This is a genomic window from Simplicispira sp. 125, from assembly GCF_003096555.1.
Lineage (GTDB): Bacteria > Pseudomonadota > Gammaproteobacteria > Burkholderiales > Burkholderiaceae_C > Simplicispira.
The window spans coordinates 2,101,564-2,112,988 of record NZ_QEKM01000001.1 but is presented as its reverse complement, the minus strand read 5'-3'; the positions used below and the strand labels follow the sequence as shown (position 1 = coordinate 2,112,988).

The 11,425-nt window shown below is 63.7% G+C and carries 12 protein-coding genes; 7 read left to right on the top strand and 5 right to left on the bottom strand.

Annotated features, from left to right (window positions below; genetic code table 11):
• Positions 1–56 precede the first annotated feature (56 nt).
• Genes C8D04_RS09870 through C8D04_RS09860 form a run of 3 tightly spaced genes read right to left on the bottom strand, consistent with a single transcriptional unit; the run spans position 57 to position 2,746 of the window.
• Entirely contained in the window at positions 57–1,244 is a 1,188-nt protein-coding gene (locus tag C8D04_RS09870) for a VWA domain-containing protein (RefSeq protein WP_116004685.1), read from the bottom strand.
• A gap of 28 nt (positions 1,245–1,272) precedes the next feature.
• Complete coding sequence (locus C8D04_RS09865) at positions 1,273–1,875, bottom strand: GNAT family protein (protein WP_116004684.1); 603 nt, start codon at positions 1,873–1,875, stop codon at positions 1,273–1,275.
• 16 nt (positions 1,876–1,891) lie between these two features.
• Positions 1,892–2,746, bottom strand: a complete 855-nt coding sequence (locus tag C8D04_RS09860; RefSeq protein WP_116004683.1) for a MoxR family ATPase — start codon at positions 2,744–2,746, stop codon at positions 1,892–1,894.
• Between the two features lie 108 nt (positions 2,747–2,854).
• Between C8D04_RS09860 and C8D04_RS09855 the strand changes: the two genes are divergently transcribed.
• The 3 genes from C8D04_RS09855 (at position 2,855) to C8D04_RS09845 (ending at position 5,656) form a co-directional block, all read left to right on the top strand.
• On the top strand, positions 2,855–3,517 hold the full coding sequence (locus C8D04_RS09855) for a c-type cytochrome (RefSeq protein ID WP_116004682.1): 663 nt from the start codon (positions 2,855–2,857) through the stop codon (positions 3,515–3,517).
• A gap of 194 nt (positions 3,518–3,711) precedes the next feature.
• A complete protein-coding gene (locus tag C8D04_RS09850) occupies positions 3,712–4,347 on the top strand; it encodes a DUF4124 domain-containing protein (protein WP_158550298.1) in 636 nt (211 codons plus the stop codon).
• Between the two features lie 421 nt (positions 4,348–4,768).
• Positions 4,769–5,656 carry a universal stress protein gene (locus C8D04_RS09845; RefSeq protein ID WP_116004680.1) on the top strand — a complete coding sequence of 296 codons (888 nt, stop codon included), beginning with the start codon at positions 4,769–4,771 and terminating at the stop codon, positions 5,654–5,656.
• A gap of 25 nt (positions 5,657–5,681) precedes the next feature.
• Here C8D04_RS09845 and C8D04_RS09840 read toward each other — a convergent pair whose 3' ends face one another.
• A complete protein-coding gene (locus tag C8D04_RS09840) occupies positions 5,682–6,116 on the bottom strand; it encodes a DUF1841 family protein (RefSeq protein WP_116004679.1) in 435 nt (144 codons plus the stop codon).
• 80 nt (positions 6,117–6,196) lie between these two features.
• On the opposite strand from C8D04_RS09840, the gene pcaF reads away from it, so the two are divergent.
• Complete coding sequence (gene pcaF / locus C8D04_RS09835) at positions 6,197–7,399, top strand: 3-oxoadipyl-CoA thiolase (protein WP_116006127.1); 1,203 nt, start codon at positions 6,197–6,199, stop codon at positions 7,397–7,399.
• 85 nt (positions 7,400–7,484) lie between these two features.
• Here the strand turns inward: pcaF and kefC are convergent, their stop codons facing one another.
• A complete protein-coding gene (gene kefC, locus C8D04_RS09830) occupies positions 7,485–9,392 on the bottom strand; it encodes a glutathione-regulated potassium-efflux system protein KefC (protein WP_116004678.1) in 1,908 nt (635 codons plus the stop codon).
• Between the two features lie 122 nt (positions 9,393–9,514).
• On the opposite strand from kefC, the gene C8D04_RS09825 reads away from it, so the two are divergent.
• From C8D04_RS09825 to C8D04_RS09815, 3 genes are all read left to right on the top strand, one after another.
• A complete protein-coding gene (locus C8D04_RS09825; RefSeq protein ID WP_116004677.1) occupies positions 9,515–10,153 on the top strand; it encodes a LysE family transporter in 639 nt (212 codons plus the stop codon).
• Between the two features lie 88 nt (positions 10,154–10,241).
• Positions 10,242–10,859, top strand: a complete 618-nt coding sequence (locus tag C8D04_RS09820) for a ParA family protein (RefSeq protein ID WP_116004676.1) — start codon at positions 10,242–10,244, stop codon at positions 10,857–10,859.
• Positions 10,860–10,919: 60 nt separating this feature from the next.
• Entirely contained in the window at positions 10,920–11,384 is a 465-nt protein-coding gene (locus tag C8D04_RS09815; RefSeq protein ID WP_116004675.1) for a MaoC family dehydratase, read from the top strand.
• Positions 11,385–11,425: the final 41 nt, after the last annotated feature.

Here is an 11,425-nt window from a genome sequence, read left to right as displayed (position 1 = left end):
TGAAAACCAGCGTGCCCGTGTCAGACAGCATCGCACGCTGCATGGGGCGCCGTGGCCTATTTGGACAGCAGCCGCATCGTCTCTTCCAGGCCCTTGAGCGACAAGGGATACATGCGGTTGCTCACCAACTGCTGGATGATGCTGATGCTCTGGCGGTACTGCCACACGCCCTGGGGCTCAGGGTTGATCCACGCAAACTTGGGGAAAGCGTGCGTGAGGCGCTGGATCCACTCGGCGCCGGGTTCTTCGTTGTTGTATTCGACGCTGCCGCCGGGCTGCAAAATTTCATAGGGGCTCATGGTCGCGTCGCCCACAAAGATGAGTTTGTAGTCCTTGTTGTACTTGCGGATGATGTCCCAGGTGGGGAATTTTTCGGCAAAGCGGCGGCGGTTGTTCTTCCACATGAAGTCGTACACGCAGTTGTGGAAGTAATAGAACTCCAGGTGCTTGAACTCCGTCTTCACGGCGCTGAACAGTTCTTCCACCCGCTGGATGTGTTCGTCCATCGTGCCGCCCACGTCCATGAGCAGCAGCACCTTCACGTTGTTGTGGCGCTCGGGCACCATCTTGATGTCCAGATACCCGGCGTTGGCCGCCGTGCTGCGGATGGTGTCGGGCAGGTCGAGTTCGAGCTCATGCCCTTCGCGCGCAAATTTGCGCAGGCGGCGCAGCGCCACCTTGATGTTGCGTGTGCCCAGCTCCTGCTGGTCGTCGTAGTCGCGGTAGGCGCGCTGCTCCCATACCTTCACAGCGCTCTTGTTCTTGCTTGCTCCGCCAATGCGGATGCCTTGCGGGTTGTAGCCGCCGTGGCCAAAGGGGCTGGTGCCGCCGGTGCCGATCCACTTGTTGCCGCCCTCGTGGCGTTCTTTTTGTTCTTCGAGGCGCTTTTTCAGCGTCTCCATGAGTTCGTCCCAGCCCATCTTTTCGATGGCGGCCTTCTGCTCGGGCGTGAGCTCGTTCTCCAGGATCTTGCGCAGCCAGTCGGCGGGAATTTCCTTGGTGAAATCGGCCACCATTTCCACGCCCTTGAAGTAGGCGCCAAAGGCCCGGTCGAACTTGTCGTAGTGCTTCTCGTCCTTGACCAGCGTGAGGCGGGCGATGTTGTAGAAGTCGTCCAGGCTCCAGGCGTCGTCCGATTTGGGGCCCACCACACCGGCCTGCAATGCTTCGAGCAGGGTGAGGTATTCCTTGACCGAAACCGGCAGCTTGACCGAGCGCAGGGTGTAGAAAAAATCAATCAGCATGGTTTTGCATGTTTTTGGTCTCTAGCGCTTATGCAGCCTGCGCATGAAGCTCTAAAAGATATAGCAATTGTGCCCGGGCTTCGGGCCATTCACCGGCACGCATGCTGTACATGACCGTGTCGCGGATCGTGCCGTCGCGTCGCAGTGCATGGCCACGGATGACGCCGTCTTTCCGGGCGCCCAGGCGCTCGATGGCGCGCTGCGAGGCGAAGTTGTAGTTGTCCGTGCGCCAGCCCACGACGTTGCAGCCAAGCTGGTCAAAGGCGTGGCCCATCATCAGCAGTTTGCAGGTGGTGTTGACGTGGCTGCGCTGCACGCTTTTGCGGTACCAGGTGTAGCCAATTTCCACCCTTTTGACGGTGGGCAGGATGTCATGGAAGCTGGTGCTGCCCAGCACCTCACCCGTTGCGTCATCGCACACGGCAAAGGCAAAGCGATTGCCGTCTGCACGCATTTGCAGCGCTGTTTCGATGTAGGCGCGCGTGTCCTGCGGCTCGGGCACCGAGGTGATGCGCAGCTTCCACAGTGCGCCGTCGGCTGCTGCGGCGCGCAGGCCCTCTTCGTGCTCCAGGACCAGGGGCTCGAGGCGCACGCCGTTTTGGCACATCACGAGGGGCTCTATAAAACGCATGGACAGGCTCCCGGACTCAACGGTTCCTCTGGTTCATGAAAACGAGCTTTTCGAACAGGCTTACGTCCTGCTCGTTCTTGAGCAGCGCGCCCACCAGCGGCGGCACCGACACCTTGTTGTCCGCGCTTTGCAGGGCGGTGAGCGGAATGTCTTCGGCCACCAGCAGCTTGAGCCAGTCGAGCAGCTCGCTGGTCGAGGGCTTCTTCTTCAGGCCCGGCAGATTGCGCACGTCGTAGAAGGTTTTCATCGCCACGCCCAGCAATTCGCTCTTGAGCGTGGGGAAGTGCACGTTCACGATCTGCCGCATCGTGTCCGCCTCGGGGAACTTGATGAAGTGGAAGAAGCAGCGGCGCAAAAACGCGTCGGGCAGCTCTTTCTCGTTGTTCGAGGTGATGAACACCAGTGGTCGGTGCTTGGCCTTGATGAGTTCGCGCGTCTCGTAGCAGTAAAACTCCATGCGGTCGATCTCGCGCAGCAGATCGTTCGGGAATTCGATGTCGGCCTTGTCGATCTCGTCGATCAGCAGGGCCACCGGCTGGTCTGCCGTGAAGGCCTGCCACAGCACGCCCTGGATGATGTAGTTGCGGATATCTTTCACGCGCTGGGCGTTCTCGCCATCATTGAGCTGGCTGTCGCGCAGACGGCTCACGGCGTCGTATTCGTACAGACCTTGCTGCGCTTTGGTGGTGGACTTGATGTGCCATTGCAGCAGCGGCATGCCCAGGGACTGGGCCACTTCTTCGGCCAGCATGGTCTTGCCGGTGCCAGGTTCTCCCTTGATGAGCAGGGGGCGCTGCAGCGTGATGGCGGCGTTGACGGCCAGCATCAGGTCCTGGGTCGCGACGTAGTTTTCTGAGCCTTGAAATTTCATGGAATAGATTGCGGGAACGTTGACAAATGGGCTTGACAGCTGCTGGCTATAATCGCCAACAAAATCTGAGCCCCCTGAGCTTCACTCTTTCAAGATTGTGCGCGCAAAATGAACAAGACGTTGACCACGCTATTTGCCCTTGCTGTCGCCTGCGGGACGGCACTTTCCCATGCCCAAGAAGTACAGGGCGACGTCAAGGCGGGAGAGCAAAAAATAGCCATGTGCATCGGCTGCCACGGCATCGTAGGCTATCAGTCGAGCTTTCCCGAGGTGTACAAGGTGCCCAAGATTTCGGGCCAGAGTGCGGGCTACATTGCCTCGGCTCTGCACGCCTACCAAAAGGGTGACCGCAAGCACCCCACCATGCGCGGCATCGCCGTCTCGCTGACGGACCAGGATATTGCTGATCTGTCCGTTTACTACGCACAGCATGCCAAGACGACCGTCGAACTGCCGGCCAAGCCAGCACGCGAACCCCATGCACAAGTGACGGCCCTGTTACAGAAGGGTGCCTGCGTGTCCTGCCACGGCGACAACTTTGCCAAGCCCATTGACCCGTCGTACCCCAAGATCGCAGGTCAGCACGCGGACTACCTGTTTGTCGCACTCAAGTCCTACAAAACTGAAAATAATCCGCACGTAGGTCGCAACAACGGTGTGATGGCTGGCATCGCGGGCCAGTTCAGCAATGCAGAGCTGAAGGCGCTGGCGGGCTATATCGGCAAGGTCGATGGCGACCTGCAGGTGGTGCCGCAGCCGCGCTTTCGCTGACCGCTCAAAACGCTCTCCTTCGCAAAACCCGCCTTTGGCGGGTTTTGTTTTTTGGGAGCGGATGCCGCTGCGGCGAACATAGAATCGACGCACCCGATGGCCGCACTGGTGTGTTCATGGGAGTGCTGAGCGGGAGCATGGAGCTTGTGCCAGCGGCGGTTTTTCGCTTGAGTTGGCCTGCTGGCCCCGTACCCATGCATTTTCCACATCACCTTTTCGTGGCTTTGGCGCTGGTCGCTGCCGCTCCCCTGGCCTGGGCGCACATGTACAAGTGCACCGATGCGCAAGGGCGCTCCATTTATTCGGATCGCGCCTGTGCGCTGGGTCCCAAACCGGTGCCCCCGCCCGCGCCGGTCGAAGCAGCCCCGCCCAAGAAGCCGGGTGCAGCGGTGGTCAAGCCTTTTATTGACGGCAAACTCACGGTAGCCGCTGTCGACCGGGTGGTGAGGCAGGCGGCAGACATGGCGGAACGGTCCGACTACCGTGGCCAATGTGCGTTGGCCGGGCCGGAGCTGACGTTCAAGATGACCGACCACAGCACAGCACCGGCCTCGGTGCACTCGGGTGGACGGCGCGAAATCTGTGCAGTACAGCGCGAATCGGCCCAGGCCGTGGATGCCATGCAGTTGAGGGCTTCGGTGCGCTTGGGAAAATTGGCCATCAGTCTCAATCCCGACAGCACCCGGGCCACGGTGAAGTATGAAAGCGCAACGACCCTGACCCACCAGGGCGAAGTATTGATGGTGCTCAAGTGCACGCGTGAAGAGGTCCTGGGCGTCTACGACGGCGAGATTCTGTATGCGCAGGCCCAGGCCGTTTGCAGGCCGTGAACAGATCTTTCCCAAGCGCCCGATAGCGCGCGCCGCCCGATACTGGCACGGTGCGGGGGGGTATGCTTGCCCTGAGGGAGTGGGTCGCCTAAAATGACCCTATGACTTTCCTGGTTTTCGCCCTTCGCACGCCCGCCGTGCTGCCTGCATCGGCAGCCCTGACGGCCTGTGTGCTGCAAAGGATGGGTGATGCGAAACCAGCCGTGCGGGCCGCAGATTCCTGGGCCCGGCGGTAAGCACCCCCCACCTTCTTCAGCGTCATCCAGACCGCCGGGTTTTTTTGCCATTGGTGCGCGCCCGTGCGTTGCGCATGCCATGGCCGCATGCCTTGTGCCTTTGCCTGACCGCCTGCACAAGATGCACGATGACGCAGCCGCCGGCGCCGCCCGCCGTTTATCGACTGCCGACCAGGAGACTGCCCGTGCCCATCCACACCATTCTGGCCCTCACCGATTTTTCTAACCAGGCTGAGCGCGCCCTCGACCGTGCCGCCCTTCTGGCTGCCGCCCACCAGGCCCGGTTGCGCATTGTGTATGCGTCCGACACCCCTCCGCTGCAGCTTGCCGATCCCTATGCCCGTCTGGAGCAGCGTGCGCGTCAACTGGCCCGGCGCCACAGCGTGCAGGTGACTGCTGTCAGTGGCTCGGGCCAGCGCATGGCCGATGCCATGGCCGAGGCCGACCGTGCCGACCTGCTGGTGGTGCACCACACCATGCACCGCGGGCCGTTCTGGCGCCGTTCTGCCTTGTCGCGGCTGTTGCAGCGCAGCCCCTGCCCGGTATTGGTCGTGCGCCAGTCCGCCCAGGCAGACTATGAGCAGGTGCTGGTAGCGGTGGACTTTTCCGCCACCTCCCGGCCCCAGGTGCGCTACGCCAGCGGTTTTGCGCCCGGGGCGGCCCTGGAAATTTTCCATGCCATCGACACCGGAACGGAAGCCTGGATGCGCCGTGTTCAGGCCGATACGTCAACGGTGCAGGCCTACCGGCGCGAAGTGCAAGCGCAGGCGCAAGACCAGATGTTCCAGCTCTCGGACTCGTTTGACACCCGCAGAAACCGTGTTGGTACGCTGATTGGCCGAGGATGCCTGGCGCGCCATCTGGAAGTGCAGCAGGAATGCGTGGCCGCTGATCTGATCGTGGTGGGCCAGCCGCGCCGTACGGCCTGGTTTGATGTGCTGCGTGGCAGCGTGGCGCGCAAGCTCTTGGGGCTGGGCTTGGGCTGCGACCTGTTGCTGCTGCCGCATGACTCCCCCAACGTGGCACGGTCGGCAGTGCGCCAGCGTGGGCTGGCGCCAAGGCTGCAGGCCTGAGTCGGGGTGGGGCCGCCGCGTCCGGTCAGTCCTGCGTGGCCCGACGCTGCACGCTGGCGATATAGGCATCGCCATCGGGCGGGCGGCCCGAGCGCTGGCTTTCCCATAGCATCTGGCCCAGGCATTCCATGGTGGCGTGGTGCGCGTCGTGCAGCGAGTCGAGCCGCCGGGCCAGCAGCTCTACCGCCTGGCGGATGCCGCGCGGCTGGTCGATGCTGCACTGCTCGCTGATCGACAGGTGCATGGACAGGTGCAGGAAAGGGTTGGTGCGGTCCGGGGTTTCGTCGTAGTTGCGTGCCAGGGCTGCGTCTACGTCCTGCAGATCGGCGTGGAACTCGGGGTGCTCAGCGATCCACAGGCTGGCCAGTGTCTCGATGGCCTCCATGGGCTGCTGGGTACTCGCCTTGGCATGCGCGGCACAAAAAAAGCGGCGGACATCCGCCTGGGATGGATTGAACATAAGGCCGATTGTCCCGCATGCAGCAGGAGGGCACCTGCGGCATGGATACAGTGGGCACCCCCAACACAGGAGACTCTTGCATGACCCACGCATTCATTTGCGACGCCGTGCGCACACCGTTTGGCCGTTATGGTGGCGCGCTCTCTGGTGTGCGCACCGATGACCTTGGCGCCATCCCCCTCAAGGCCTTGATGGCACGCAACCCCCGCGTGGACTGGGCCGCCATCACCGATGTGCTGCTGGGCTGCGCCAACCAGGCGGGTGAAGACAACCGCAACGTGGCCCGCATGGCCAGCTTGCTGGCGGGTCTGCCGCTGCAGGTGCCGGGCGCCACCATCAACCGCCTGTGCGGCTCCGGGCTTGATGCGGTCGGCACCGCGGCGCGCGCGATCAAGGCGGGCGAGGCCGATTTGATGATTGCGGGTGGCGTGGAGAGCATGAGCCGTGCCCCTTTCGTCATGCCCAAGATGGACGCAGCCTTCGCGCGCAACAACGCCGTCTACGACACCACCATTGGCTGGCGCTTTATCAACCCGCTGATGAAGGAAAAATTTGGTGTGGATTCCATGCCCGAGACGGCCGAACATGTGGCCCATGAGCACGGCATCGAGCGCGCGGCCCAGGACCGCATGGCCCTTGCCAGCCAGTGCAAGGCGGTAGCGGCCCAGCAGGCCGGCCACTTCGCCCGCGAAATCACTCCGGTCACCCTTGCGCAGAAAAAGGGCGATGCCGTCACCTTCAGCCAGGACGAGCATCCCCGCGAAACCAGTCTGGAGGCCCTGGCCCGCCTGCGGGGCATCGTGCGACCTGACGGCACCGTCACGGCGGGCAATGCCAGTGGCGTGAACGACGGCGCCTGCGCCTTGCTGCTGGCCAGCGAAGGCGCTGCCCGGCACCATGGTTTGACACCGCGTGCGCGCATTGTTGGCATGGCGGTGGCTGGCGTGGCGCCGCGCACCATGGGCATCGGCCCCGCTCCCGCTACGCAGAAGCTGCTGGCGCAGACCGGCATGGCCCTGGAACAGATCGATGTGATTGAACTCAACGAAGCCTTTGCTGCGCAAGGCCTGGCTGTGCTGCGCTTGCTGGGCCTGCAGGACGATGACGAGCGCGTCAACGCCTGGGGCGGTGCCATTGCGCTGGGCCACCCGCTGGGGGCCAGCGGTGCGCGCCTGGCGACCACGGCGGTCAACCGCCTGCATGCCACGGGCGGGCGCTACGCGCTGTGCACCATGTGTATCGGGGTGGGGCAGGGGATTGCGCTGCTGCTGGAACGGGTGTGACCGCTTGCCCATCCACCGCGCACACTGGTGCTTGGGTGGGTTAATACTCTCAAAACAATAGCTGCTTGCGCTTGCCTATCAAGCGTTAGAAGCCATTTTTGCTTGAAGTATTGAGAGGAGACTCATCTGCTGGGGTCATCGCCTCCGCATCTTTCCCATAGCCCGGGTACCCCCTGCCTGCCGCATGGCGCAGGTTGCGCTCCTCCCGCTCCTTGGCCAACTGCTCGGCCAGCTGGCTGCGGCCTTCGCGGGCCACCGCGATCATGCGGGCCTGGTCCTTGTGGTGCGGGTACATGCGGTCGGCCAGTGCAATGTTGTGCTGGCGAAAGCGCACCAGCAGAGCGTCGGCCTCGGCGGCTTCCAGGCCCATATGCCCGAGCACGCTGCGCGCGCTCAGCAGGCTGGATTCGAACACCTCGCGTTGCACCTGCTCGACGCCCAGGTCGCGCAGTTCGTTCCAGTGCGTGAGGTCGCGGGCGCGCGCCACGATCTTCAGGTGCGGGAAATGCTCCCGCGCGAGTGCCGCAATCTTGAGCGATGCGCTCGGTGCATCGACCGCCAGCACCAGCACGCGCGCCTGGGCAGCGCCCGCCATGCGCAGCAGGTCCAGGCGCGTGGCGTCGCCATAAAAAACGCGGTAGCCAAAGGTGCGCGCCACTTCCAGAATATCGACACTGTGGTCCAGCACCGTGGCGGGAATGCCTTGGGCCAGCAGCACGCGCGCCACGATTTGCCCGTAGCGGCCAAACCCGGCAATCAGCACCGGCGCCGTTTGCGGCTCGGAGATCTCGCCTTCGGGAGGCGCGCGCAGCGTGGCGGCAAAGCGCGGCAGCACGAAGCGATCGATCAGCAGCAGGAGCAGCGGCGTGCACAGCATCGACAGTGCGACGGCGCCGATCAGCAGCGAGGCCATCTCGCCCGGCAGCGCACCTGCACCCGCTGCGGCCTGGAACACCACAAAGGCAAATTCCCCGCCCTGCGCCAGCAGCAGCGTGAACACCGGGCGCTCCTGGTACGGAATTTTCACGGCCCGCGCCAGTGCATAAATCACCACGCTCTTGATCGCCACAAAGCCGGTGAGCAGCAAGGCCACCACGAGCGGCGCGCGCAGCATGGCGCCAAAGTCGATGCTCATGCCCACGGCAATGAAGAACAGGCCCAGCAGCAGGCCTTTGAAAGGCTCGATATCGGTTTCCAGCTCGCGCCGGAACTCGCTCTCGGCCAGCAGCACACCGGCCAAAAAAGCCCCCAGCGCCATCGACAGGCCGACCAGCACCATCAGGTAGGCAATGCCGACCACCAGCAGCAGCGCTGCTGCGGTAAAGATCTCGGGGGTGCGGCTGCGCGCAATCCAGCGCAGCAACGGGCGCAGCAGCAAGCGACCACCGAGGATGATGGCGGCGATCACGCCGACGATCTTGAGGGCTTCGAATGCCGCGGCGCCCGGTGTGTGGGCCGCCCCCGTTGCACTGGCCGTGCCCAGCACCGCCACGAGCGCCAGGATGGGGATGGCGGCAATGTCCTGGTACAGCAAGATGGAAAACGCTGATTCGCCACTGCTGGTACGCAGCAGGTTGCGTTCGCCCAGCGACTGCAGCGCAATGGCGGTGGACGACAGCGCCAGCCCCAGGCTGCCCACCAGCGCCACGCGCCAGGGCAGGCCGGCGAGCAGCGCCGCCGCGCACAGCAGCAGCGTGCAGCCCAGTACCTGCGCGGTACCGAGCCCAAAAATCGGCCTGCGCATGCTCCACAGGCGCGCAGGCTGCAACTCCAGCCCAACGAGGAACAGCATTAACACCACGCCAAACTCGGCAAAGTGCAGGATGTCTTGCACATTGTTCACCAGAGCGAACCCCCAGGGCCCGATGGCAATGCCGGCGGCAAGGTAGCCAATGATGGCGCCCAGCCCCAGCGCGCGCGCCACCGGCACGGTCAGCACAGCGGCGGCCAGGTAGAGAAAGGCGTAGTTCAGCCAGGCGGGCGCGTGGGACATGGGTTTCGCTACAGACAAAGAACGGGCATGGGTGATTTTGGCACCAGCAGAGCGCGCGCGCCGCTCGGGCCAGCGTGTCGATAAGATACCGACCCGATCCACGCTTTTCTGCGATTGATTCCATGGACTTGCATACTTGGCTGGCCTTTGTGGCGGCAACCTGCGTGATTGCCATTTCTCCCGGCTCGGGGGCGGTACTGGCCATGAGCCACGGGCTGTCGTATGGCGTGCGGCGTACCAGCGTCACCATTCTGGGCCTGCAGCTGGGCTTGCTCTTGCTGCTGCTGGTGGCCGGTGCGGGCGTGGGCTCGCTGCTGCTGGCGTCGGAGACGGCGTTCAACACCGTCAAGGTGCTCGGCGCGTGCTACCTCATCTACGTCGGCTGGAGCCAGTGGCGGGCAGGCACGGGTGATGCGCTGCAGGGCGGCGTGACGGCCCCTGCGGGAACCTGGCAGCGGCGCTTTGCCACCGGGTTTCTGACCAATGCCACCAACCCCAAGGGCATTGTGTTCATGGTGGCCGTGCTGCCACAGTTTATGACGGATGCGCGCCCGTTGTGGATGCAGCTGCTCGTCATGGCCGTGACTTCGCTGGTGATCGACCTGACGGTGATGCACGGCTACGCACTGGGAGCCAGCAGCCTGCGCCGCATGATGCAAAGCCCGCGTGCCATGCGCAACCAGAACCGTGTATTCGGCGGCGTACTGATGGCAGTCGGTGCCGGCCTGTTTTTTGTGAAGCGGGGCGGGGCGCATGCCTGATTTGCTATTGATAATATAGCTGCTAGCGCTTGATGAATAAGCGTTAGAAGTATATTTTGCTCAATTTTTTAGGAATAAGGAGACCGTCATGCCCGTGGTCGTGGTCGCCAATCCAAAGGGCGGTGTGGGCAAGTCCACGCTGGCAACCCATGTGGCAGGTTACTGGGCCAGCCAGGGCCGCGCGGTAGTGCTGGGCGATGTGGACCGCCAAGAGTCCGCGCGCCTGTGGCTGGGCCTGCGTCCGCCTGCTGCGCCGCCCATTGGCGCCTGGGATGCCAGCGCCGACCGCATCGTGCCCCCGCCCCGAGGCTGCAGCCATGCAGTGCTCGATACACCCGCTGGCCTGCAGGGCTGGCGCCTGAGTGATGTGCTCAAGCGGGCCGACAAGGTCATCGTGCCGCTGCAGCCCAGTGTGTTCGATATTTTTGCCACGCGCGAGTTTCTCGACCAGCTGGCCACGCACCGCCGCGCTGGGGAGGTGCAGGTCGGCATTGTGGGCATGCGGGTGGACGCACGCACCCGTGCGGCCGAGCAGTTGCACCAGTTTGTGGACAGCCTGGACCTGCCGGTGCTGGGCTATTTGCGCAATACGCAAAACTACATCCACCTGGCCGCACACGGGCTGACGCTGTTCGACCTGGCACCAGGCCGCGTGGCGCGGGATCTCGAACAATGGCAAGGCATCTGCACATGGCTGGACGCTTGAGCGCGCGGGGCTGTCGCCCGGCAGACATCGCAGCACCGCAGGCGGGGCTACATTGCGGCCATGAAAACCTTCCATTCCTATTCCGAAGTGAGTGCCTGCGTTGGCCAGGAGGTCGCCGTGACCGACTGGATCACCATCACGCAGGAGCAGGTCAACCTGTTTGCGCAGGCCACGGGCGACCACCAGTGGATCCATGTGGACCCCGAGCGTGCCAAGGCCGGGCCGTTTGGCGCGCCCATCGCGCATGGCTTTCTCACGCTGTCGCTGATCCCGCGTTTTTTCGAAGAAGCGCTCACCATCGAGGGCGCGCGCATGGGGGTCAACTACGGCCTCAATCGGGTGCGCTTTACCTCGCCCGTGCCCGTGGGCAGCCGGGTGCGTGCACGGCTGACCTTGCAGTCCACCGAGGCACTTTCGCCCGATGGCATGCAGATGAACTGGCTGGTGACGGTGGAGCGCGAGGGCGGCGACAAGCCTGCCTGCGTGGCCGAGTCGCTGTCGCGCAGCTACGGTGCAGCGGTATAAGGTGCCATCCCCCTGAGGTGCTTCGCACCTTCCCCCTTCTC